A 25,071-nucleotide genomic window follows, 5' to 3' on the forward strand; every position below is an offset into this window, starting at 1 on the left:
TTTTGCTTGCTTGTTCAGTTTTCAAAGAGCAATAAATTCGTTTGCCGCCGAGAAGCGACTTTACTAATATATCACGGTGTCGATATTATGTCAACAACCTTTTAAAAAGTATTTTCTAAATGTGATTGTTTAACATGTTTTGTTTGCGACACTGTTCATATATAATATCACCCTCGTTCCAGCGCGTCAACACAATTCAGGTGATTTTACAGATGGTATTTAAACCCAAATAAATAGCATTTAAACATAATAGCGCCTGACCGTTTCATAAAAACAGTCAGGCGCTAATTGCTTATATATAATAAGTAGAAACTAGTCTATTTCCGGATGGAAATAATGTTTTCTTCCTTTATATTTACACTTCCTGATTTGTTGATGGCAATTGATTCACCAGCAGAAAGGTTAGTAAAGACAATCGGTGTTATCGTCGCAGTAGCATTGTTTTTAATATAGTCGAGATCTACCTTCAAGAGTGGTTGCCCGATCTTAACACGGTCATTCTCAGCAACCAGTGCTTCAAAGCCTTGGCCTTTCAAATTAACCGTATCAATTCCGACATGAATTAATATCTCTCTGCCAGCATCGGAAAGGATTCCAATTGCATGTTTCGTCGGGAATAAGTTTACGATCTTCCCATCTACAGGTGAAACAATCGTTCCGTCTGCGGGAATGATCGCGAAACCATCGCCCATCATTTTTCCGGAAAAGACAGCATCCGGAACTTCGGTAATAGGCTTGATTTCCCCTTTAAGCGGAGAGACAAATACATCTTCTCCACCCTTTTCAGTTTGGAGCGCTTCTGGATTTACTTCTTCGATTTGTTGCTCAATACCTTTTTCAGGAGCTTTTTCGATAACCCGCGGCTTTTTACCGTTCATAATATCTTTCATTTGTCCTTTAATCGTTTCAGAACGAGGTCCAAAGATTGCTTGTATGTTATCGCCAACTTCAAGAACTCCAGCAGCACCCAGCTTTTTCAGGCGATCTTTATCAACATTCTTAATGTCCTTGACAGAAACGCGCAGACGCGTAATACATGCATCAAGGTGGGCAATGTTTTCTTTACCACCCATTGCGTCCAGAATGTTAGAGGCCAAATCTCCCGCATGGGCAGTTGTCATTTCTTCTTCCTCAACCTCTTCGCGGCCAGGTGTCATTAAATTAAATTTGCGAATTGCAAAGCGGAATCCGAAATAGTAAATAACTGAAAACACAAGTCCGACAGGAATGACAAGCCACGCGTTCGTTTGCGGGTTGATTAGGCCGAAGAGGATATAGTCAATCAATCCGCCGGAGAATGTCATTCCGATTTTCACATCTAATAAATGCATCGTCATAAATGACAGACCTGCAAAAATCGTATGAATTGCAAATAATAACGGCGCAACAAAAAGGAATGAGAATTCAATCGGCTCGGTAATACCCGTTAAGAAAGCTGTTAACGCGGCAGAAGCCATTAATCCGCCAACTACCGTTTTTCTTTCAGGTCGTGCTTCCTTGTAGATCGCTAATGCTGCAGCAGGTAATCCAAACATCATGAACGGGTATTTACCTGTCATAAATGTACCAGCAGTAAGATCTTGTACTCTATCCTGGATCTGCTCCATGAAAATCCGCTGGTCACCGCGAACGATTTCGCCAGCAGCATTCGTATATTGGCCAAACTCATACCAGAAAGGCGAATAGAATATATGATGCAGTCCGAACGGAATTAACGCCCGTTCAATCACACCAAAAACAAAAGCTGATAAAGGTAAATATGCGTGTACCATGTTTTGCGAAAACGTATTAAGGCCATTCTGAATTGGAGGCCAAATTAGCATCATCAATAATCCCAATAAAACTGCGCTTGCTGCAGTCACAATTGGAACAAAGCGTTTACCGGCAAAGAAGCCAAGATAAGACGGCAGTTCAATTTCATAAAACCTGTTATACATATAAGCAGCGAGAATCCCGACGATAATACCTCCGAACACCCCCGATTGCAAGGTAGGAATCCCAAGCACTGCTGCGTATTCAAGGCTGCCTTCCAAGTCGGCGGCTTCAATCCCGAGCACCGTACCCATCGTTACATTCATTATTAAATAACCGATGATCGCTGCCAGTCCGGCAACACCTTCACCGCCAGCCAGGCCAATCGCAACCCCAACAGCAAAGAGTAATGGAAGATTGGCGAAAACAATATTTCCTGCTGCTTCCATAACCGATGCAACCATTTCGACCGCCCCATTTTCAAGAAAAGGAGCAAGTTCAAGTAAAACCGGATTTTGCAATGCATTACCAAAGGCAAGCAATAAACCGGCGGCTGGTAAAAGGGCAACCGGAAGCATAAGCGCTTTACCGACTTTTTGCAACACTCCAAAAGCCTTTTTAAACATAATAAAAACCTCCCGTTAAATTCTTTCAGCTCATAAAGCGTTTTCATCATCGCGCATCAAAAGCAAATAAAAAAGGCATGAGAAAAGAGTACGATTGAATAGGAGTTGCACTTAAGGGTAGAATACCCTGAATACTCCATTCCAATTATCTTCTTTACTCATGCCTGATCGTATCAGTAACACGTTAAGATAATACCTATTTATTTTTCTTCTGAAGCCTCTGCAAATGCATTGTCAAATAGACTGCTTCAGCGTCATAAACTTGCTTCTTCATTACTTGCTGCATGACTTTAATGAGCTTCCAGGCTAGATTATAGCATAAAGGATATTCTTCCTTCAATAGTGAAGATATTTTTTCAGGCTCATCCACTTTTTCTCCTGTCATGACGCGCTCAATCGCAAACCGCAAATGACGGACAAGCCTCATATAATCGACTGATTCTTTATCAATTTTAATATCAAGCTGTTCCTCAATCATATCAAGCAGCTTTGTTACGAGCTGTGAATGCTGATTCACGTCTGATAAATTTTTATTGGTTAAAGCACTGTGGATATGCAGAGCAATGAAGCCGACTTCCCCTTCCGGCAAATGAATTCCTGTCTTTTTGCCGATTAGTGTGACCACTTCTTTAGCCAGTTTATATTCAAAAGGGTAAAGCGCTTTTGTTTCAATTAAAAACGGGTTGTTAATCTCCATTCCCTTTGAAAGCCGGCTTACCGCAAAAAGGAGGTGGTCAGTAAGGGCAACATGAATATGTTCATTTAACGGTTCCGATGTGTTTTCCTTTATATGGAGTGTCGCTGTAATAATAGCCTCAAGTAAATGGTCCTCCAGTAAAGGCAAGAGCTTTAAGTAATTTTCCTGTTCTTTCTCATTTTTAAGAACAAACAGCTTTTCAGCTGTATTTTCCTCAATTTGATCATCCTTTTTCCGATTAAAGCCGATCCCTTTACCGATTAAGACTACTTCGCCGTATTCGGGATGGACAGCGATTATAACATTATTGTTTAAAGCCTTACTCACCGATAAATTCGCCATTTGATTCCTCCGCCTTACCAAGCTTTTCTATCCATCTACATGGTAGCGGAGAGCATAAACTAAGTCAACGCATAAAGAAAGAGAACCGCACAGTGTACGATTCTCCATAATGTTCTATCTAAGAACAAAGATGAAATACAGTATAAAAATCATAGCCAAAGCATACATGATTGGATGTATCTCGCGGCCGCGGCCTTTCGTGATCATCGTAATCGGATAAAAAATAAATCCGATTGCAATTCCGGTTGCGATACTATAAGTCAACGGCATCGCGATGATCGTCAAAAACGATGGAACAGCAATTTCAAATCGTGTCCAATCTATTTGCCCTAAAGATGCGACCATTAACACGCCAACTATGATCAATGCAGGCGCCGTTACCGGTGCCGTAATTACTTCAAGCAACGGCGAGAAGAATAAAGCAAGTAGAAAAAATCCCGCTGTTACAATGGAAGCGAAGCCTGTTCTTGCACCCGCAGCGACACCCGCTGATGATTCGATATACGAAGTCGTTGTTGATGTTCCTAACACGGCTCCGATCACTGTTCCGCAAGAATCGGCAAATAGTGCTTTTCCCGCGCGCGGCAGCTTATTATCTTTGATTAATCCCGCCTGGTTTGCCACAGCAACTAAAGTTCCTGCTGTGTCAAAGAAATCTACAAACAAGAGCGTCAAGATGACGACTAACATTTGTACAGTAAACAGCTGGCTGTCGCCGGTAAACGCCTGGAAGGCCGCCCCAAAGGTAGGTTCAATACTAGGCACAGCGCCGACTACTGCTGAAGGACTTTTAATCAGGTTAAAAATCATCCCGGCGATGGTGGTGATCACCATTCCGATAAAGATTCCGCCTTTAATCCCTCTTGTCATTAAAATAACGGTGATGAAAATCCCGAATACCGCCAGCAGTGTATTTCCATTCGTTAAATCACCAAGCCCGACCAATACCGCATCATCATTTGTTATAATGCCGGCGTTTTGAAACCCGATAAAGGTAATAAACAAACCGATCCCGGCCGCTACGGCATATTTTAACTCTGCCGGAATTGCATTAATAATTTTTTCACGCAATCCCGATAGTGTTAGCAACATCATAACCAGACCTGAAATAAGCACACCGGAGAGAGCCGTTTGCCATGGTATCCCCATTGTAAGTACGACCGTATAAGCAAAAAATGCATTCAAACCCATCCCTGGAGCAAGAGCAATCGGGTACCTTGCGACCAGTCCCATGACCAGAGACCCTAAAGCAGCTGCAAGCGCAGTTGCGACGAATACAGAACCGTAATCCATTCTCATCGAATCCGGCAAATCAGGCACGGTCTGCAATGACAATGTGATTGGATTAACAATAAGAATATAGGCCATTGATAAGAAAGTTGTTAAACCGCCAAGAAACTCACGGCGATAATTTGTTCCCAGTTCTTCAAACTGAAAATACTTTTTCATTCCCTTTTCCCCCTAGAATATTGTGTAGGCCGATTTATAACACAAAAATGAATTCATCATTTCGACATATACCCGAAAAATAAAAAAAAAACGCACCGGTTCAGTTCTACCGGAGCGCTTGACGAAAGGCCTGTGCATCATAAAGGGAGATAAAAAAAATCCTTAAAAACAAAAGGCATTCCCCTAATAAAAACACATACCTCGTAGTCAAGCTATTTACGGCAGCTTGGTAGAAACTTCTGGGCCATATTCCCAACATTATACGACGTATTATGACAATATTCTTTTTGCTTTATACATTTTATCAAGGGGCGTATGTCCCGTCAACAAATAAACGAACATTATTCCTGTTTTTTGAATTTTCGTTCGTGTATTCTATCACTTCAAAGCCATGAAAATGTTTGACTGAAAAGGAAAGGACCGGGATCCGGTCCGAGGTACTTTCCTTATCATTGCTCGCTTCTGAATCCGCTCTTATTCCCACTCAATTGTTGCTGGCGGCTTGCTTGTGATATCGTAGACAACCCTGTTAATATGATCCACTTCATTAACGATCCGCGTTGAAATGATTTCAAGTACATCCCAGGGGATTCGTGCCCAGTCTGATGTCATTCCGTCAATTGAGGTAACAGCACGAATGCCAATTGTGTAATCATAAGTGCGGGCATCACCCATTACTCCGACGCTGCGGATATCAGGAAGGACCGTAAAGTATTGCCAAATATCACGATCCAGACCCGCCTTCTTAATTTCTTCGCGTAAAATGGCATCCGATTCGCGGACAATTTCAAGTTTTTCCTCGGAAATCTCACCAAGGACGCGAATTCCCAAGCCTGGTCCCGGGAACGGCTGGCGCCAGACAATCTCATCGGGAATACCAAGCTCGGTGCCAAGAGCCCGAACTTCATCTTTAAACAGCGTATTAAGAGGCTCGATCAGCTTGAATTGCATGTCTTCCGGCAATCCGCCAACATTGTGGTGCGATTTTATCGTCTGCGCTGTCGCCGTGCCGCTCTCAATAATATCTGTATAAAGGGTTCCTTGTGCTAAAAATTCGATGCCCTCAAGTTTTGTTGCCTCATCGTCAAACACATAAATAAATTCGTTTCCAATAATTTTACGTTTTTGCTCAGGATCGGAAATACCGTTTAATTTAGTTAAGAAACGGTCCTTCGCATCGACTTTAATCACGTTCATATTAAATCCATCGGCAAATGTTTTCATAACACTGTCGGCTTCATTTTTGCGAAGAAGGCCGTGATCGACAAAAATACATGTCAATTGGTCGCCGATCGCTTTATGAATCAGCACAGCTACCACCGATGAATCGACGCCGCCACTCAACGCACAAAGAACTTTTTTATCACCAACAGAATGACGGATTTTTTCCATCTCGATTTCAATAAAGTTTTCCATGGACCAGTCGCCCGTGCACTCGCAGGCATTGAATACAAAATTTCTGATCATATCGTTTCCATATACAGAATGCCTTACCTCAGGGTGAAATTGGACACCATATAAGCGGCGCTCTTCATTGCTGATTGCAGCAATCGGGCATGACGGATTGGTGCCATCTACTGTAAAACCTTCAGGCGCTTCAACGACAAGATCGCCGTGACTCATCCATACGACCTGTTCATCGGGCAGCCCGGCAAGCATTCGATTTGACTGCTGCACCTTCATGACTGCTTTTCCATATTCGCGGTTTTTGGCGCGTTCTACTTTTCCGCCAAAATGCATCGTCATTAATTGCATTCCATAGCAAATCCCCAAAATAGGCAGGCCCAATTCAAAAATTTCCTCATCACAGCGGAAAGAGTTTTCTCCGTAAACGCTATTTGGCCCGCCGGAGAATATAATTCCTTTCGGATTCATTTTTTTGATCTCTTCTGCCGTAATGGTATGGGGATGCAACTCACTGTAAACCCCAAATTCACGAATTCTTCTGGTAATCAATTGATTGTATTGGCTGCCGAAATCGAGCACCACGATCATTTCCTGGTGTTGCAATTCTGTTTTCCCTGGCAAAATGGTCACCTCGTTCAAATTTGTTGAAAGCTGTCAGTTTAATTCTATTATTTACTGTTGGGTCAAAAATCTTCAATAAACAAATAAAACCAGAATTCTCCCTGAAAAAAACTAAAGGCAGAATTCCGGCTTTTATGCGTGCTGATAAAAGAATGATCTGCCTTCATAGTCAAATCATTTACGGTGATTTGGTAGAAACTTTCGAACCCTATTTTCGAGGATATATGAAGGTAAGTACAATATATAGTTCCAAAACATTGTATCAGGTGATCATTTTTTCGGTCAAGCACTCGTTTTTTTAATTAAATTTTCCCACAATTCCTTCATTTCAGCCCAGCTGCCTTCCTGAAGAGTTCCCCTGTACAAGAAGTGTTCATATTTATCAGTTAAGCTGGACATTTCTTGCGAAGAAAAGAAAGAATCAATATAATTGGCATACTCTCTTAACGTCTGGTCGTCTTTTCGTATTAACCCAAAGCGGTGAAATTGCTTTAACAAAACTAAATAAGCCTGTGCAAAATCTTCATTGTTGTTTTTGTGCCTGAATCGCCAAATAAAGTAATATGGCAGCCACTTTGTCCTTGTTTTATACAAAATAACCGCAATGATAGCTGCTCCGCCAACCGCCAAAAAGATACGGTCCCAATGCGCAGCAAAGAAGTCTTTTATGGCTTCCCATGCATGCTTGAAGGAAAACGTTGAATTACTGTCACCGTTTGTTTCTTTGGATTTGTCCTGCTCAGGTATGTGTGGTCTTTGTGCAGGAGTGGCTGTCTGTGCATTCGGCTGCTGCGCTGTAACAGAGTCGTAATTAAAGCGGGTACTATTTGAAAAGCCTTGCGTCGGTTCAAACTGAACCCAGCCAGCGTTCGGGAAAAATACTTCTACCCAGGAATGGGCATTATTGTTGGTTATCTCGAAGATCCGTTTGTTTGGGCCGATCATCTCGATAAATTCCCCTTCCGTATACCCTTTTACCCAGCGGGTCGGAATACCGAGTGTCCGCAGCATAATGGCCATTGAAGACGAATAATTATCGCAATAGCCCTTCTGGGTCTCAAACAAAAATTGATCGACATAATCATCGGTTGGTCCCGGAACCGCGACATCAGTCTGGTCATAAGTAAAGCCGCTTCTACCAAAATACTGTTCGATCTTCCTCGCTTTATTAAACCATGATGTCTCTCCTGCTGTAATCTCCTCAGCCAATTCCCTGACTCTCGCGGGAAGCTGCTCAGGAACCTGCGTATACTGTTCAATGAATGCACTTTCCAGCCCAACACGATTTGCATCGACCGTTTCGCGCAACGCAGTCACGCTGTATTCAGGCATTTCATAGTTTACTGTGTACTGGTTAATCGGGGCCAACTCGCCTGACCGCAGCGTATTAATTTTTTCCGTTATCGGATTTGCCTCAAACGTATAGCCGACATCCCCGGAAATTTCCTTGAGTCCAACCGGATATGTGATATGTGAGTAATTCTGAGTGAAAAACAGCGACCCTTCCCGCTCAGACGTTTTTATCCCCTCCGGTGTAGCAGAAATTGGAACGGGTTCATTTTCGGCGAATGGAACCAATGGCTGATTTTCCCCGGAAGTGACCCAGCCTTTCCCCGTATAGACATCCTTTGTCTCCACCTTCCAGTAATGGCGTGACTCAACTTCCGCTCTGAACACGACTTGATTACTGCCGATGAATGGTCCGCCAAGCTGCGAATCATCTGTTCCATAACCAACTCTTCGTATGCCTCCCCCTTCTCCGCTGCCACTTTCCTGATTATAGGATGTGATAAAAGGGACAGGATCTGGCCAAATCGGTTCTGCCTTAGGTGCAACGTAACCGAAGATTGCACTGACCGCGACCATCCCGGCCAGCGGTATAATCCATCTTTTCGAAAAAACCGATCCTTTATTAATCGATTCCTTCTCCACCAAACGGAAAAAAGTGAGCAGTCCCATCAACGTAAATCCGCCAATAACTGTGCGGACGATGGCTCCATCAGCTTGATAAGGCGTGAACGTATCTAGGACAGTAATATAAATTAACGTCATAAAGAAGAAAACAAATATTTTCCGGCGGCTTATCAGCCAATATTGGATCAGGTAGGCCATTAGCCATAAAAGCACAAAGAATAACAGGCTCCGGAACATATCCGTCAGTTGCTGCCATTCTGCAGCCAGGATGAACACTGCATTACTTTGAATATCTGTGATGAATGACGGGATCCACTGCAAACTGAAGAAAGAACCTTCCAGATGAAAATAGTTTAAAGCATAAACAATATAAACAACTTTTACAGCTGCCCCAAAAACTTTGCGATACCCTAGAATGGATAGTCCGAAAGCAAGGATTAGGAAAATCAAGAATATATGGATATTACCAGTTGCAGTCAGTTGTTCAAGCGGCTGAAGCCATTCCCATAAAAGCAAAAACCCGAAAATATAGAGCAAAAGATTTGGAAAACCTTTGCCGGATGTGCTGGAGGTCATCATCGGTTCACCTCCGAAAATGCCTCTTTAAACAAGCCATTATGAATCATCACTACACGGATTCCCCTTGCCGTTGCAGCTGCTTTTAAGGTGAGTTCATTCTGGGAAGGGGATTCTTTTTCATTCTTTATTAAAAATAAAACGACAGAGCTCTTCCGCTGAGCAAAATAGCCGGCTCTTTCAATCAGCTGCTTTGTCAGCTGGGCAGTCACAAGCATGATGGTGACATTTTGCTGTGTCAAAAAGGTCTCCGTTTCCAAGATGCGGTCCAGCATGACCGGACTTGCATCCCTTACCTTAGCAAGATGATAGAAAAGCTGCTGTTGCTGGACCTCACCGCCACGAATCGGAAAAGCTGCCCGTTCATCACTGGAAGATATCAGGCCTACCTGAGCACCTTTCCGAAGAATCGCCCGAATAATCGACGCCGTAAAAGAGACAATGATTTCAAATCTGCCTTCCGGTGCGCAATCCATCATAATAAAAACATCATGCGACTGGCGCTGCTCAAATTGCTTGGTCATAATATCATTCCGCTTTGCCGTTGCTTTCCAATTAATCCACGAAAAGCGATCACCTGGCTGGTATTCGCGAATGCCGATTGCCATCGACGTGTCCCGCTGCACCCTTTCCTTGGATGCCGTCATTCCCTGGTCATAATGATTTTCCAAAGGCCGGTATATCAGCTCTTCAAAGGCCGGGTAAACAATTACTTTATCATCAGCAGCAATTCGCTGCTCTTTTTCAATCAAACCAAGCGGATCACCCGTTTTGACCCGAATTGCTTTTAATGCATGTTCACCTCTTGGCATCTCATCAATCGTATACTGAAACGATAATTCTCTTCGGAAGCCCGGTGTTAAAAAAGTCTTCGCCTGCTTCTGCTGGCGGGAAAAAGCCAGCGACTCCCCAAGACAATCCTCGATGACGATATAAAACAAAGGGAAGGCAATTCGTCTCGACAGGCGCACTTCCGCTTTCAATGTTTCACCAGCATTAAATTCTTTCTTTACAAGCACCCGTTCTACTTCGATATCAGTAAGTGAGTAGAAAGCCAGGGCAAGGCCATAAAAAGCAAAGGGAAGAAAACTATAAAACAGAAACCAGCTGACAAATCCACCTTGAAACATTGCGTAAGAAAAAGTGACGATGACTAAAAACAATAGAACAATCAGCTTCCAAATGCCTTGCAGGTGAGTCCAATGATTTTTCATTGTTATTTCACAAGCCTTTGTACAGGAACAGGCACCCTCGCCAGCACCCGGATAATGATTTCTTCAGGCGATATCCCTTCAAACTTTGCTTCCGATTTTAAAATAAGCCGGTGCGCAAATACGTTCGGAGCCAGGTATTGAATATCATCGGGAATAACATAATCCCTGCCATACATAAAAGCAAAAGCCTGTGCTGCTTTCATTAAGGCAATCGAACCACGCGGACTTGCACCAAGATAAACACTTCCATGATTTCTAGTCCGGTTCGCGATATCGACAATATATCTTTTAATCGTATCATCTACAAAAACCTCTTTGATTTGCTGCTGTAAATACCTGAGTTCTTCAAGATCGACAACCGGTTCCAATTCTTCAATCGGCGGAACCTTTTGCGCCCGATTAAGCACTTCCACTTCCTCGTCGATGTCCGGATATCCCATCTTCATTTTTAACAGGAACCGGTCGAGTTGCGCCTCAGGAAGCGGATATGTCCCCTCATACTCTATCGGGTTTTGCGTTGCCATAACAAAAAACGGCCGGTCAAGCTTATGGGTCACTCCATCAATGGTGACACTGCCCTCCTCCATCCCCTCGAGCAAAGCAGATTGGGTTTTCGGAGAAGTACGATTGATTTCATCGGCCAGAATAATATTTCCCATTATCGGTCCAGGCCTGAACTGGAATTCAAGCTCCTTCGGATTATAGATAGAAACTCCCGTCACATCGGAAGGTAATAAATCAGGGGTAAATTGGATCCGTTTAAAGCTGGCACTTACCGATTTTGCGATCGCTCTGACCATCATCGTTTTTCCCACTCCGGGAACATCTTCAAGAAGCACATGGCCCCCAGCCAATAATGCGACTAAACTTAATTCGGCGACATTCCGCTTGCCGGTCATGACTCTTTCAATATTGCCGATAATCCTTTCAATCGTCGGGTTCATTTCATCTCTCGCCATTGTTTCCCTCCTGAATCTCTATATAAAATTATCTCCCCCTCATACGAAAAAGGAAGGTCGCTGCTCAAAAAAAACTGTTTATTTTTATATTCTCTAAATTCTGTAAAATTCCTGTAACAAAAAAATAGAAATCGGGAAAATTTCCGTTGATTAGACAAAAAACCCCATGATTATATAGACGTTCATCGTAGGAAGAAAGTTTCGAACAATTCATTTTAAAATTCTTCCATTACGCTCAATGAAAATCAGAAATTGGAACAACCAAAATGCCCACCTGATACTAGCAGGTAGGCATTTTTCATTTTTGGGTAAATAGTTACGTTATTGAGTCAATTTCACAATGTAATAAGCTAAACCGAAAAACGAATGAATTTGTCTACATATTAAAGGAGTATGCCGTAGGAAACGAATAATATGCTTAACTTAAATTAACTGTTCGTTTTTCACTTAAAGAATTGCTTTATGAAATTCAGTCTATTAAAAACCATTTTTGCTTTGTGCCATTTTCGGAATAAGCAAGCCCAGCATGACAATAACTCCTACCGCAAGCAAGCAGATGTATAGAATAATAAGCTTGGGATTATCGTTTGTGATGCTTTCTGTATCTTCAGAAACATCAAATTTGTTTTTATTCTCCACATCCGAAAAAAGTTTTAACCGTTCTGCTTTTGCTGTTATTGTATTATTGGCTTTGGCATCTCCGCTAAAAAGCTGATCTTTTACACCTTCGAGTGGATTCGATTTCTGCCCTTCAAAGGTTAAACCCTTTTGTTCCTCTGGAATTGCTTTTTTATTGTCATAAAGAGAATCTTCATGCAAGAAATTAGTGTTTTCGTTAAATTCTTTTTTTTCATAAGTATTGGGCATTAAATCATCAATATTGGGACTTGCTCCCACTGAAATTCCGTTTAAGAAAATTGCGGCGGGGAACATATAAGCGATAATAAAGCCTTTAAGCTTCATGTGCCTCTTCCCCTGCCTTATGAGCGCGTGCATTCTTCAGTGCATTGAACGCGAACGGTATGATGGAAAGGAAAAGAATGGTCCCTGCTAACACGATAATAGCAGGTATGAACAGTGCACTTGAACCATACTGAATCGACATATAAACCTTTGACATTTGGTCTTCATATTGAAAGTTTGGTGCAGCAAGAGCAAGCAGCGGTGTGATGAAAAACGCAACAAGTGCCACACTTGCAACCCAACCAATTAAATTGCCTATTTTAAAGCTGACCAGCACGAGCGTCGAAGCAGTGGCCAAAAGAAGAATCGTAAATATCGACCATTCAATCGCGCGAGTTTCACCTAGTGGATAGATATTTAACCCGAATAAACTAATAATCAAACCGACGATTAAATTTAGTAACACAAACATCGAACCTTGCACCAGTATTGAAGCACCTTTGAAGTAGTGGCTGAAATAACCGATTAACAGGCTGCTCAACAATACAATCGCCAAAATGACAACTGGAGGAACTTTCTTTTCTTCTTCCTCTTTAGAAGATCCATCCCCACTGATTTGCAGCGGTTGAGATAAATATTCATACACCGGACCATTTTGCTGTCCGTCTACATACGCGTTGCCGAGAACACCAAAGATATCATCGCGGAACAACTGAGTAGTAGCGACATTTGTGCCCCATTTTTCATTCAGCTTATCTGCATCCGCCTGGACATTTTGGACCTGGGACTGCAGTTCGTCCGTATAAGTGACAATACTCCCCTGGCTCTCACCGAGTGATGTCATTAACTCGTTAATGCTCAGCATTTCCTGGCTGATACTTTTCTGGCTTGAAACTACCACCGTACCATCAGCACCTTGGTCAGGTCTTGGTACGTTTCGAGTTAACAGATGAGTAGGGTTTTGAATTTGCTTTAGGACTGAGCTGGCAGTTTCTTCGATTGATTTTAGGTCATCTTGGACTATTTTTTGTTCTTTATCTAGGTTTGCACCGTATTCTGTCATGAACGCTTGTAACGTACCTTCTAAAGCAGTCATTCCGGCTTCTGTGGAAGGCAGTTCGGTGTTTAGAGTTTCCCATGCCTTTTGCTCATCAGGATTCATTGCAACTATTTCATTAATGTCATTTAAGAATTGTAATTTATTTTCGCTATCATCATAAAGCATGCCTTTTAAGGTAGATTCATACTGTTCCAGAAGTGAATAATATTTTAGATTTTTTACCAGATCATTACTATTAATAGTAATCCCAAATATATTTGATAATTTATTATTCGCAGGTAAATTTTCTAACCCAAAAATGAGTTGCTCCTTATTCTGCACAATTGGTTTTAGAGGATTATTATCTCCTGTATTCTTAGTTTCTAAATTAGTCTTTAGTATATTTATTCGAGAAGCCCAATCGCCTAAATCCTCTATAATCTGGTTTTCTGGTTCAGGCTCTTGTTCAAGGGATGTTTTTAAAGCAATCACTTCATCATGAATTTTTGTAAGTTCATCTATTTCAGCCTGTAAATCTAAGATTGACGAAGAATTACCATATCCAGAGCCAGTATTCAGTTCACTTTTTATTTGCAAAAGTTCATCTTCAAGTTGCTTTAGTTTTATTGAATCTTGTGAATTAATATAGGCTACTAAGTGATTAGGTTGTTCTTTGACCTGTTCAGAACGAGATAAAGACAGATTTTTTATCATCTCATTGTTCTCTTTAATATCTTCATTAATCTCTCCCATATTGACAGAGAGTTGTTGGGTATTCTGCTCAAACAGCTGTTTTGACCTTCCACTCGAATCACTTTGAGCGGTACTAGCATTCTGAATACTAGTTATATTCTGATCCTGCGCCTTCTGCAAAGTCTGCTGCTGCAAATCCTGGTACTCCTGATAATCCTCCACATACTTCACAAAAGCGGCAAGATTTTGTTCGAATTGTTTTACGTTATTCTCCCGCTGCGGCGACGAATCTACTGTGGATCTCATCGTCGACTGAATGGCTTCAAGCATGTTACGCTGCTGCTCGATTTCACCTGCTAAATTCTGTGAGCTTGGTTTATAAAAAGCGAGCATTGCATTCTGGAAGTCGATTTCTTTTTGGAGGATTTCATCAAATTTACTTCGGACATTTTCCAGGTCTTGAGAAATATAAGACCAGTATAAAGTAGAAACTTTCCCGTTTACACGGCTTGTTGCCTGCTCAATTTCACGAAGGACTTTTTCACGATTGAACACATTCAGTTGATCCTGGACCGTATATTCGAACTTCGCTTTAACAGGCTGTTGCTCTTCATACGACATAATATTCCTTGAAAAATCTGATGGAATAAAAACGACTGCATCGTACTTTGTATTTTCCAGTCCATTGACAGCAGCACTTCGGCTAAGGACTGTCCAGTCGAAATCCGAATCTTCTGCGAGAATATTGGAAATTTCTTTGCCGAATTCCAATGATCTGTCCTCTTTATCTGCACCGGTATCTTCGTTTACAACTGCGATTGTCCTAGTTGCATTGGCCCTTTCCTGCAATTCGTTGTCACCAACAGAACCAAAGAAAACGGCCGGTGTGGAAAAAATGAGAAAGACAATAAATATCATTTTCACAATGTATTTCGTTTTCCACGTCATGTATAGACCTTCCTTTCAGTGGCACATAGCGGAATTTGGATTTTGATTTCCTTCCCATTGACTACGTAATATCCATAGCCCGGGTGAATTTCTTCTTCTTTACGCTCATAAGGAAGCGTGAAAAGAGTTTGTTCTGATTTCTTCATCAAAATAACGGCCTGGCGAATCTGCTTAATTTCTGATGTTAAAGAATCATAGCCTTTAGACAGGTCATTATTGCTTCCGGCCACCAAAATATTAAACCCTAGATGGCTGAAATTTTTCATGAGGTTGGCGATTTTATCCTGTAATTGGCTGTCCAATGTTTGTGAGAATCGTGCATAACCATCGATCACGAGTAAAACTGGTGTAAAGCCCACAGCCACATTTCCATGTTGGATGCTTTTAACATACTCTCTTTCCCTTTGTGATAAAATCTGCTCAACGCTGCCCAGCCACTCTGCGATATGCTCCTTCGATTCCATATAATCGACGTTGTCCTCATCCATATACATGGATAACCCCCGATCAAATGAATCAAAAATCCCAATCGTTTCAGTTCCCTGAAGCAACGCTGTATTCAAAATCACCTTCAGGACGTTTGTTTTTCCTTTTTGTGCCTGACCGACAATCAGCCCATGCTTGTTTTTTACAAAGTTCATGTAAACAGGCTTAACCAACTCTTCATCGAGGCCAATCGGAATCATTCCCGCTTGTTTCATGCCATCTGTATATTGGGCGAAGTTAATCATCGTCAATTCAGATGGAAGCATCGGAACCGCTTCAGGAACCTTAGACCCGTCGTATTTAACTTTTATTAACTGAATATCGTCTTTAATTGTGTCCAATAATTGATAGTCATCCGCTCCATCCGCCGGCAAGAATACCTGTGAAAAGAAAGTTTCTTCTTGTTTGATAATGGCTCTTCCCGGTATCGGTTCTGGTGCAAACGGCACTCTTCCCAAGATCGTGTAGGCTTCGGTATTGTCCATTAAGTAATGAACGATTTTTGTTTTTAAATTGTTCATCAACGACTGACGAATTGAGTTAATCCTTGTCGCAGTAAAAACCATATAAACTCCCAGCGACTGCCCATCTCTCGCAAATTGATTGATTTGCGTTTCGAGGTCCTGCATCTCTTCTTTGATGAGATCAAAATTATCAATCGTAATAAACAGGAGCGGAAGCGTATCGTTGCTGATTGAGTTATACATTTTAATGCTGCTGACTTCCTGCTGCTGAAACAACTGTTTTCTGCGCGCTATTTCCTCTCTTAAGATCCTCATGAACTTCTCTATTTTTCGTTCATCGTCAATTAAGAAAAAGTCTGCCGTATGTGGCAGCTGCTTTAAAGGCAAGAGTGCTCCATTTCCAAAATCGAATATATAGTAATGAACATCTTCGGGACTGTAGCGCTCAGCGATACTGAGAAGAAGGGTTATGGCTGTATGCGATTTCCCGTAGCCGGAAGAACCAAAAATCCCAATGTTTCCATCGTTCATGATGTCATATCCATAAGGTGTCTGGCTTTGTTTCTCCGGCTCGTCGATTAAGGCAAAATAAATCTCGCGCTCGTTGTTAGAAGTATACAGTCTCCGGGACAAGCGATTCGCGAGCGGCGGCAGCCAAGGGCTTCTCAGCTTTTTAATGCCCATTTCCTGTTGCAATGCTTCGATTTGATCTACAATGGCTTCTATCTCCGTCTGACCTTCTTTTTTCTTTCTCTCATGTGTGGACACGTCCGAGAGCGGAATCAAGCCAAGATCGGTCACGATCGCAACCTCGTCTTCTGTCTCGGAAGTGTCTTCAAGATACTTGGCACCGCTCCATGCCGACTGGAAAAGCTCATAAATTTCGTTGTTTCCAACTTGGAGATATCCCCGGCCGGTCATAGTAATCGCAGCCGCATCGCCGTTCTTAAGTATTTCCCGGCTGTCCTCGACATTCTGAACCTTCAATGCGACTCGAAAGCGGGCATTGCTCCAAATCTGCTCATCAATGACACCGCCCGGTTTCTGTGTGGCCAAAATCAAATGTACTCCGAGGCTTCGGCCGATACGTGCGGCACTGACCAGCTCCCTGATGAATTCTGGCTCCTCACTTTTTAATTCGGCAAATTCATCCGAAATCAAGAATAGGTGCGGAAGTGGTTCCTCAGTAAGGTTTTGTTTATATAAATCTGTATAGTCATTAATGTGATTGACCTGGTATCTATCAAATAAGCGCTGGCGCCTTCTTAACTCGCTTTTAATCGAGGCGAGCGCTCTTGCGCTGAAGTTTTTACTGCCTTCAATATTGGTAATCGTCCCAAGCAGATGAGGCATGTTTTTAAAAGGCTGTGCCATGCCTCCCCCTTTATAATCAATCAACAGAAATGCGACTTCATGCGGATGAAAGTGAACCGCCAGTGACAGTATGTATGTTTGCAAAAATTCACTTTTCCCCGATCCGGTTGTCCCGGCGAGAAGTCCATGCGGGCCATGGGCTTTTTCATGAAGATTTAGTTCAACGAGGTCTTCTTTCCCTTTTAACCCAATTGGGACTGCCAATGATTTAGCTGATTCCATTGTTAACCAATTTTGTTTGATCGGCAGCTGTTCGACTTCCTTTATGTTCAGCATTTCCAAGAACGAAACACTAGCCGGAATCGAATTTGTCATCCCAACTTGATGGTCCAGCGTTCTCAGCATCCGTGCAAAAGCTTCATTTCCTTTGCGTAGGTGGACATCGAGCCTGAACGGAATCGAGACTGCTTTCTTGTGCTGGATTAAAATATCCCCCTCCTTGTCATTGATATATCTGACAAGAGTTTGGATATGCTCGGTCAAGCTCTCTTTCGAATCGGCCGCAAAAATAACCGAAATTCCCAGATGTGCATGCTTTCCTTCCAAATATTCAAGAATGACGTGTTCCGCAATTAACTGCTGATTGGTGATAATAAAGACGATGTGCGGAGAAAATCTTGTCTTCTCCTTGTCTTCATCCATATCCCTGTCCCGAAGAATTTCATAAATTGGCGAAAGTAACTGGTCGCGGGTTTGCTCATTGTAAATTAATCCTTTTGCATGGGCATGGGGTAGCTGGAAATGCGGCAGCCACTTAACCCATTCCCATTCGCTATATTCTTTTTCATTAAAAATAAACACAAATCTTAAATCGTGATAGCTGTGGAAAAAGGAAAGCTGGCCGATGATCTGGTGAATTTCATTCATCACTACAGCCTCTTTGCCGACCAGCCCGATCGCTCCCTGTGATAAATCGGCGACAACTGGAACATTTTTAATTTCGCGGTATACTTTTTCCATCAGCTGCGATTGTTCAAGTAAATCGTCAATTTCCCGGTTTGCCAGATCCCCGGCGCTCACGTTCACCTGGTAGCTGGGTGGTATTGTACCGGTACCAAGCCGGAACTGAAGAAAGTCATGGCTTTCAAGCGAACGTTCCCAAAGTCGGTCGGAAATTTGTCCAGTCAAGTACTTCATTCTTTCGAATGATGGAAAATGAAATTTCAGCACCTGCTTCTGTTTTTCAGCTAACTCCTGCAGTTCACTGCGCTTGTTTTCAAGATACTGGGTATACACCCTGTATCTCCTCTCTTTGCGCTTTTTCTGGGTACTTTTATCCTTAAAGTACTGAACACTCGACGTGACCATCGTTGTCATGAACATAACCATTGAAATAATAATAAATATTCCTCTTGGCTGAATCAGTGCGACAACGCCCATTACAATCAGCATGATTAGAGGAGGCATGATGATGAGCCATAAGCCTCTGTTTGTGTCGTCCGACTCTTGCGCTGGGAAAGACAAAGTCACTTTTTCGTTTGGAAGCTCATAAATCATCCTCGGGGTCCTTCTGTAAATCGGATACTTTTTGCTCATTTCCGATTGGGGGCGACGAGCTAAAGAAAGACTCGTCTCGTAATCTTCCAAACTTTTGATTTCCAACAAGTCGTCTTCGAGCAGGCGGATCGTCATAAATGGAAGAAATAAAAAGTCGCCTGTTTCCACCTTTGTATTATTTGAAATTCTTTGTCCATTTAAGTAGAGAATACTGTTTCCATGCTCAACCATCCACCCCGTCCTCATTTTAACAAGCTGAAAAGAATCATCTTCAGCTTTACCAATAATGGACGTCTGCGTTTTGAAAACGACTGAACTCTTCTTAAGCGGAGAAAAAGTCAATTCTTGATGACTCCCTATAAAATAGGTTTCTGTTTTCTTATCTTCTCCCGTCAGGAAAATCGATAGTGATTCAGTCTGCTGTTTCAGTTGGAACGGTTCCTCGATTGTTGCCTTTCCAATCGACTTTCCATTTTGCTTAACTGTTAAAGCAGTAAATCCATCGGTCTTGATTTCAAGCGGACCATCTTGAAACGGGAATTCCCTTAAGGTTACCGTTTGTTGCACATCGCGACCAACGGTGAATGAATGGTTCTCGCCTTTTTTTACCGGGACCCGCTGGTAATATTGATTATAAAACAACCAAATGTTGCTCAAGCTATCACCTCCTGTAGAATCCCGTCAATTTGTATTGGTTGAAGACTCCTGGTTTGTATCGGCGGGCTGAGTCGTGGCCGGGTCTTGTGCTGGCTGTTCTTCATTAGGCTGATGTTGATTTTGTTGTTGCTGGCTCTGCTGTTGTGCAGCAGGCTCATCTTCCGCTTTCTGCTCAGTCTGTTCTTCTTTCATCCTGCGCTCTTCTTCTTCCAGGGCTTTGCGTTCATCCTCGTACTCATCAAGCTCAGCTTTAATCTCGTCCAGAGTCTTCTGCTTTTCATCGCTGGTAAGATCTTCATCCGCTTTCACTTCTTCCTGATGCTTAAGCAGACCGAATACAATCAAATCCCGATCTTCCAGAGAACGGGCAATTTCCAGTGCTGCCACTGCGTTTCCTCTGCCAATATGAATCCAATATTGATAATATTGGGGATCTGCTTGAAGCGTTATCGTGTTTTGGACATTTTTTCGTTGGTCTTCACTAAGTGACTCACTAACGATGTAAGATCCCGCCAGTTGGTATTGGACGACCCTTGGCATGTCTTCCACATCATAGTTGGCCAGAGATCCGACTACTTCGCTGTAATCGTTTTTTAAATAATGCTCCTGGCTGTCTATAAACGCTGCTTGTTTGGGCTGGGCAAAAATAAGCGAATACACACTAAAAATAAGAGCAGGCAATAACGCAATGACCAATCCCAAAGCTGCATACCGAGTAATGTTCCATTTTTTTCGTGTGACGCGGACGAAGTCTTTCTCCATTCGCTCAATGAGTGTGATGTTTTCCCGGATTATATCCAACAGTTTTTCTTCTGACTGGGCAGCCATCACTTTCGCAGCAGTGGGTGAAAGTTCAAGGGTTTCATGGAATCTTAAATATTTCTCGAATGAAAACTTTCCATCAACAGCTGCTGAAACGGTAGCTTTGATTTCCTGCCAGAGCCTCTCTTGATCTTTTTCATATGGCGGAAGGCTTTCCTTCACTCCGTAATGAAGAAAATACGGCGTTAAACTCTCATCGATTACAATGTTTTCCGGACAAACAATGATATGGAGCCGCGAAAGAGAGTGATTCATTATTTTCTTTAAAAGTTGCGAAGCAAAAATCCATTTGCTTTTTGCGTCTTTATTTTTTAATTTGGTAAAGGTTATGTAGTTTGATGGTGGCTGTAATTCGAGGCGGAGTTCATCCTCTGTTAAATGAATATTCTTATCGACCGACGGCTCGATGTCCTTCAGCATGTCCACTTCTACTGCATTGTCCAATTTGATTTTCTCTCTTTGAAAAATCAGCGAAACAGAATGATTTTCTTTTTTCATGACCGCTTCGAGTTGCTCTTCGAGATAAGTTCGATTCTGTTCTGACATGTTTATGTGCTCCTTTATAATATTTCGAGACGGTCTCCAGTAGTGATGCCACAATCTACCAGCTTATCGGTTCCAGACAGGACGATCTGCTTATTAGGAATGCGTACCCAATATCCTTCACGTGGCGGTTCAGAAATGGATTTAGCCTGCCAAACAATGTCAATCACTTTTTTAACAGAGTGATAGTTGGATAGGCGGAGATCAAAAGTATCTTTTTTATAGTTCTTTAAGTCTACTGTTAATTCGATATACATAGTTTCACCTCATTAAAGAAAAGCGGGAAGTGCCTTGTTCATCATCTTTGTATTAACAATTGATATAAAATTTTCACAATAAAGGAGCGCCCTTCATCTGGTTGGAATGGCGCTCCTCTTTACTTCATTGATATCAGATGAAGTTAACCGCGAATTTGGCTCGCAATTTGGCTGTCAGCATCTGCAAGAGCTTTACCAGTGTTTCTAAGCTGCACAGAAATGTCCTCAAGCAGTTGCTGCATTTGAATAATTGAAGGTCTTAATGCCTCATACTGGTCACTGAACGCTCTGCTCGCTTCACCTTCCCAAGCACCCTCCAATTCCTTAATCATGCCATTTAAACGGGTAATTTGTTCTCCTACCTGATTGCTTTCACTGCTATAGCGACCTGCCATGCTTTCAAGTTCTGCTGGGGTAACGCGAATAATTCCTGACATTTGAACAACTCCTTTTTCCTTAATTTACTTCAATTGTAAAAATATAGACCAAAGAGGTCAATGGTAAACTTGATAATAATAGAAAAAGAGTTAAATATACCCGTTTTATTCCCTTATAAAAAGAATCATAAACCTTTGTACTAGTAATTTTTTCATATTTTTTTAAATTGCTATATCAACGACTAAGTCCAATAGCCTAAAACAACTTATCATCTTGGAACCTTAGTTTCTTTTTCCTCGTAATAAATCGTAATACTCTGTTTATTCATCTCATTAATATGGTCATGATAACGGTTTGCCAATGTATCCATGAGGGATATTTGATCATTGATAATTGATTTAAAGTCTTTATGGTTATTTTCCAGTAATTTCAGCGATTCTTCTATGATGGTGCCAGAGCTTGCTTTCAGTTCTTTTTCGATAAGGGTCAACATCTCATAACCAAGGCTGCCCATTTCCTCGAGGTGCTGTTTGAAAATAGATGATTTATCCTTTAATTCCTCATACGGCTGAAATCGATGAATTTTTGTGAGTTGCCCCATGATTTCCTCCTTATTAACGCAAATCAAATATAGTCGAAATATTCTTATCCTCCTGAAATAACTTTTCGATGGAAGATCGGATGCTTCTTAACTGTTCAATCCCCTTTGTTTGCTCCGCCTGGAAGTAATGAAAGGCATCCTCAAAGGTATCTGTAAAAATTGCATCCAGAGGGTTAATAGACTCATGGACAGATATCCCTCTCATTTCTACGTCCCCACCCGGCAATAGATACCGGTAAGAATGCGGATTGGCTTCCATATCATTAATGGCGCCGATCAAACGGCTTTTCCGAGTTTGAAAATCGTCCAAATACTGACGATGATAGCTTTCTTTCAGTTTGTTGAGCATGTCGGCTTTATCCTGATATTTATCGATGCCAATTTGATAGATTCTCACAGCCGAAGAGAGATTTACTTCGATTCTCTGGCCTTCCGACGTGACTTTAAAGCGATACATATCATTTCCTACATAACGCTTCCCGTCCTGCGCGGCAAGAGAACTGGCGACATGAGCCACTCCATGCGCTTCTGCAGCCTTCCCAAAACCGTCTATAAACTCTATTGAGCCGTCAAAAATCTTCTTGAATTTGTCTTTGATATTGGCGGTTTCTTGCATGATAGTGGCTGCTACGTCCAAAATACCGATCACATACTTCTCATAATCAGCAATACCCGGGTCAAAAAGATCTTTTATCAGTAAATCCCCTAAGCTGCCAATCGATTTCGTTATGTTATGAATATGACCCTCTATTTCGTTTAAATAAGATGCAATCTCATATCTAATGATTAAAGTAACTCCTGCAGCCATGTTAATGAGTGCCGGTAAATTTTCACTTAACTTTGCCAGCCTTTTGCCGATTTCCTCTACTCTCAGTCCCAATTGTCCAAGTGCATAAACAAGTTCTGTCGGGAATTCGGGAATCGGCAGTGGCACAGTTACATTTACAACGCGAGAAGGAAATCCTCCAGCAGGCACAGCGATATTGACATCAACACTGCTCCAGTCAGGTCCATCCATCAGCTTCCCCCACTCAGCTTCAATCGTATCAAGCAAAGTATAAAACTCCTGATCGACTCCGATTAAGCCTCTCATTAACCCATCCATTCCATTCTCCTGATAATAAGGCGCCATTGTCGCCAGGAACATTTGAAGCACCTGCAGGTCCTTATCAGAAAGGTTGGCAAAGGTTCCGCGAAGCCCAGCGAAGCCAGGATCGGTGTCAACGAATGTTCGGTCGCCCAGGTCCAGAAAGCCTCGTACGCCGGACACTCCGTATAACACGTCCTCTTGGGCTGTTAGATGGTGGATGTTGGCTCCTTTTTCTTTATAGTATTCTTCTGCGAATGATTTTAGTTCTGCGGGTGGGATGGTGTAGAGTTCATCAAAGTTTTCTGGATCTCTGTTAAATTTGTCTGCTAAACTAAACCGAAAGTAACTATCTACAAGTGCGAGTTGATATGCACTTGGAGGTGCATCATTTAATGCATACACATTATCAAACGAATTTGTCGTTAACTGTAGCATTTGGACTAAATTCCCACCGAGTGAGTGCCCAATAGCTGACTTTTGCAATCTTAATTCTTGCGTTTCTTTTTCTACTTTTTCTGTGATTTTTTGAGTCACCATCATATCAAAACGCTTAGCATCTGCAAATTGCTCATTAATCTTTCCAGTGAAGATCCCTAATCCGTTGTAAATCCAATCATGGGGGTGACCTTTACCGCCATCCTCTAACGTCTCACTGCCCCTAGTTATTGTGTATGAGCGATTAATATTCTTCGCGGGATTATAAAAATGAATAATTGTTCCATCGAAACCTGAATCTTTTCCATTGCTTTTTAATTCTTCTATTCCTTGTGTATCAGAAGAGTGATATATGGTGATTTCTCCGGGTGGTTCCATTCCGGTTTCTTCAATATATATTTTCCTTATACCCTCAACACTTATTTTTTCTGACTTTCCATATTCTAATTCGGCTATCCGTGCCCTCAAAATATCAGTATTTAAAATTTCCTTTTCACTCATTAATTCCACCCACAATTTGAGCTATTCTAAAAAATCTACGGATTTCATTAGCATTAACAATTGTTCTTCTACTTCCATTGAATTTGCTCCACAACTCTTTTTTTCATCTGTACAAAAAGAACTGGAAGAAAATCTAACTGCCTTGGCACTCTTTTTGGATTTAATATAGCTAAAATAATTATGGTACTCTCTTTTATCTGTTACAAAGTTGTCTTTGGCATAGTAAAATATTGCATTCTCGTTCTCAAATGTTTCATACTCACCTGTATAATTTGCAAAAGAGGATAATAAATCTAAATTAGCATTGATATTTTCTGTTTCGGGCCCATTTTCATATATCACTTGGAAACTATAAGAAATATTCTTATCTTCATCTTTGCTTCCAAAAGTAATCAGCTCTTCATGTTCATCATGTTTCTCGAAGCTTTTTTCCGCTATTTGTCCACCTGATGGAAATAACATAGCATATCCATCAGTTTTAGACTTAAAAAGGTAATAACCATCCTGTACTTCCTCAGGTGCATCCATAAATTCTCTTGTAAACTTATCTTTGAATGCAGGTGTGTCAGGCAAGTTATTGGCAGCTGCCCTTGGATCCTTTTCGTCTGGCTCCTGATTCATTTCGCATCCCCCTATAATAAGCATCAAAATGATGATTCCAAGCTGCTTAAGTCTGTTCAAAATCAAAATCCCCTTTCGAGATTTTCCCCATGTTTCTTATCCCATTACTACCACATATTCCCACATGGTTTCAACTGTATTTATGTTAAAAACTAAAAAACACAACTTTCCTACCAGATTATTCATTATTTTTCGGAAATTTTAT

16 protein-coding genes and 2 riboswitches are annotated in these 25,071 nt (G+C 41.7%); all 16 genes read right to left on the reverse strand.

The window, feature by feature from the left end; translation table 11 throughout:
* Positions 1-317: 317 nt before the first annotated feature.
* The 16 genes from ptsG to CU635_RS09150 all read right to left on the reverse strand — a co-directional run bounded on the left by ptsG (position 318) and on the right by CU635_RS09150 (position 24,866).
* Positions 318-2,378 carry a glucose-specific PTS transporter subunit IIBC gene (ptsG, locus tag CU635_RS09070; RefSeq protein ID WP_101577050.1) on the reverse strand — a complete coding sequence of 687 codons (2,061 nt, stop codon included), beginning with the start codon at positions 2,376-2,378 and terminating at the stop codon, positions 318-320.
* Between the two features lie 196 nt (positions 2,379-2,574).
* A complete protein-coding gene (gene glcT, locus CU635_RS09075) occupies positions 2,575-3,417 on the reverse strand; it encodes a glucose PTS transporter transcription antiterminator GlcT (protein WP_101577051.1) in 843 nt (280 codons plus the stop codon).
* Between the two features lie 114 nt (positions 3,418-3,531).
* Positions 3,532-4,866 carry an NCS2 family permease gene (locus CU635_RS09080; RefSeq protein WP_101577052.1) on the reverse strand — a complete coding sequence of 445 codons (1,335 nt, stop codon included), beginning with the start codon at positions 4,864-4,866 and terminating at the stop codon, positions 3,532-3,534.
* 184 nt (positions 4,867-5,050) lie between these two features.
* A riboswitch (purine riboswitch) is annotated at positions 5,051-5,152 on the reverse strand.
* Positions 5,153-5,340: 188 nt separating this feature from the next.
* Positions 5,341-6,861, reverse strand: a complete 1,521-nt coding sequence (guaA, locus tag CU635_RS09090; protein ID WP_180956561.1) for a glutamine-hydrolyzing GMP synthase — start codon at positions 6,859-6,861, stop codon at positions 5,341-5,343.
* A gap of 179 nt (positions 6,862-7,040) precedes the next feature.
* Positions 7,041-7,142: riboswitch (purine riboswitch) on the reverse strand.
* Positions 7,143-7,176: 34 nt separating this feature from the next.
* Positions 7,177-9,387, reverse strand: a complete 2,211-nt coding sequence (locus CU635_RS09095) for a DUF4129 domain-containing transglutaminase family protein (RefSeq protein ID WP_308303522.1) — start codon at positions 9,385-9,387, stop codon at positions 7,177-7,179.
* A complete protein-coding gene (locus CU635_RS09100; RefSeq protein WP_101577055.1) occupies positions 9,384-10,598 on the reverse strand; it encodes a DUF58 domain-containing protein in 1,215 nt (404 codons plus the stop codon). Before CU635_RS09100 ends, CU635_RS09095 begins: the two co-directional genes overlap by 4 nt.
* Positions 10,599-10,600: 2 nt before the next feature.
* The gene (locus CU635_RS09105) at positions 10,601-11,557 is read right to left on the reverse strand and encodes an AAA family ATPase (protein ID WP_101577056.1); all 957 of its coding nucleotides are present in this window, start codon (positions 11,555-11,557) and stop codon (positions 10,601-10,603) included.
* 477 nt (positions 11,558-12,034) lie between these two features.
* Positions 12,035-12,520: a type VII secretion protein EssA gene (gene essA, locus CU635_RS09110; RefSeq protein ID WP_101577057.1), complete on the reverse strand. Its 486-nt coding sequence runs from the start codon at positions 12,518-12,520 to the stop codon at positions 12,035-12,037.
* The gene (gene esaA / locus CU635_RS09115; RefSeq protein ID WP_101577058.1) at positions 12,510-15,140 is read right to left on the reverse strand and encodes a type VII secretion protein EsaA; all 2,631 of its coding nucleotides are present in this window, start codon (positions 15,138-15,140) and stop codon (positions 12,510-12,512) included. Before esaA ends, essA begins: the two co-directional genes overlap by 11 nt.
* The gene (gene essC, locus CU635_RS09120) at positions 15,137-19,618 is read right to left on the reverse strand and encodes a type VII secretion protein EssC (RefSeq protein WP_101577059.1); all 4,482 of its coding nucleotides are present in this window, start codon (positions 19,616-19,618) and stop codon (positions 15,137-15,139) included. Before essC ends, esaA begins: the two co-directional genes overlap by 4 nt.
* A 24-nt stretch (positions 19,619-19,642) precedes the next feature.
* Positions 19,643-20,986, reverse strand: coding sequence for a type VII secretion protein EssB (gene essB / locus CU635_RS09125; RefSeq protein WP_101577060.1), 1,344 nt, complete (start codon positions 20,984-20,986; stop codon positions 19,643-19,645).
* 14 nt (positions 20,987-21,000) lie between these two features.
* Positions 21,001-21,240 (reverse strand): ESX secretion system protein YukD, encoded by a 240-nt coding sequence (gene yukD / locus CU635_RS09130; protein ID WP_101577061.1) that lies wholly within the window; start codon positions 21,238-21,240, stop codon positions 21,001-21,003.
* Between the two features lie 143 nt (positions 21,241-21,383).
* The gene (locus CU635_RS09135; RefSeq protein ID WP_101577062.1) at positions 21,384-21,677 is read right to left on the reverse strand and encodes a WXG100 family type VII secretion target; all 294 of its coding nucleotides are present in this window, start codon (positions 21,675-21,677) and stop codon (positions 21,384-21,386) included.
* Positions 21,678-21,886: 209 nt separating this feature from the next.
* Positions 21,887-22,219 carry a hypothetical protein gene (locus CU635_RS09140; protein WP_101577063.1) on the reverse strand — a complete coding sequence of 111 codons (333 nt, stop codon included), beginning with the start codon at positions 22,217-22,219 and terminating at the stop codon, positions 21,887-21,889.
* Positions 22,220-22,232: 13 nt separating this feature from the next.
* Positions 22,233-24,245: a DUF6792 domain-containing protein gene (locus CU635_RS09145; protein WP_101577064.1), complete on the reverse strand. Its 2,013-nt coding sequence runs from the start codon at positions 24,243-24,245 to the stop codon at positions 22,233-22,235.
* Between the two features lie 21 nt (positions 24,246-24,266).
* On the reverse strand, positions 24,267-24,866 hold the full coding sequence (locus CU635_RS09150) for a hypothetical protein (RefSeq protein WP_125927825.1): 600 nt from the start codon (positions 24,864-24,866) through the stop codon (positions 24,267-24,269).
* Between the last annotated feature and the right edge of the window lie 205 nt (positions 24,867-25,071).

Origin of the sequence: Bacillus canaveralius, assembly GCF_002860125.1 — a bacterium.
In the GTDB taxonomy this organism is placed as follows: domain Bacteria; phylum Bacillota; class Bacilli; order Bacillales; family Cytobacillaceae; genus Bacillus_BJ; species Bacillus_BJ canaveralius.

Coding starts and splice junctions, on each gene's coding strand:
- ptsG (WP_101577050.1), bottom strand. CDS start 2,378: ATGTTTAAAAAGGCTTTTGGAGTGTTGCAAAAAGTCGGTAAAGCGCTT.
- glcT (WP_101577051.1), bottom strand. CDS start 3,417: ATGGCGAATTTATCGGTGAGTAAGGCTTTAAACAATAATGTTATAATC.
- CU635_RS09080 (WP_101577052.1), bottom strand. CDS start 4,866: ATGAAAAAGTATTTTCAGTTTGAAGAACTGGGAACAAATTATCGCCGT.
- guaA (WP_180956561.1), bottom strand. CDS start 6,861: ATGATCGTGGTGCTCGATTTCGGCAGCCAATACAATCAATTGATTACC.
- CU635_RS09095 (WP_308303522.1), bottom strand. CDS start 9,387: ATGATGACCTCCAGCACATCCGGCAAAGGTTTTCCAAATCTTTTGCTC.
- CU635_RS09100 (WP_101577055.1), bottom strand. CDS start 10,598: ATGAAAAATCATTGGACTCACCTGCAAGGCATTTGGAAGCTGATTGTT.
- CU635_RS09105 (WP_101577056.1), bottom strand. CDS start 11,557: ATGGCGAGAGATGAAATGAACCCGACGATTGAAAGGATTATCGGCAAT.
- essA (WP_101577057.1), bottom strand. CDS start 12,520: ATGAAGCTTAAAGGCTTTATTATCGCTTATATGTTCCCCGCCGCAATT.
- esaA (WP_101577058.1), bottom strand. CDS start 15,140: ATGACGTGGAAAACGAAATACATTGTGAAAATGATATTTATTGTCTTT.
- essB (WP_101577060.1), bottom strand. CDS start 20,986: ATGTCAGAACAGAATCGAACTTATCTCGAAGAGCAACTCGAAGCGGTC.
- yukD (WP_101577061.1), bottom strand. CDS start 21,240: ATGTATATCGAATTAACAGTAGACTTAAAGAACTATAAAAAAGATACT.
- CU635_RS09135 (WP_101577062.1), bottom strand. CDS start 21,677: ATGTCAGGAATTATTCGCGTTACCCCAGCAGAACTTGAAAGCATGGCA.
- CU635_RS09140 (WP_101577063.1), bottom strand. CDS start 22,219: ATGGGGCAACTCACAAAAATTCATCGATTTCAGCCGTATGAGGAATTA.
- CU635_RS09145 (WP_101577064.1), bottom strand. CDS start 24,245: ATGAGTGAAAAGGAAATTTTAAATACTGATATTTTGAGGGCACGGATA.
- CU635_RS09150 (WP_125927825.1), bottom strand. CDS start 24,866: ATGAATCAGGAGCCAGACGAAAAGGATCCAAGGGCAGCTGCCAATAAC.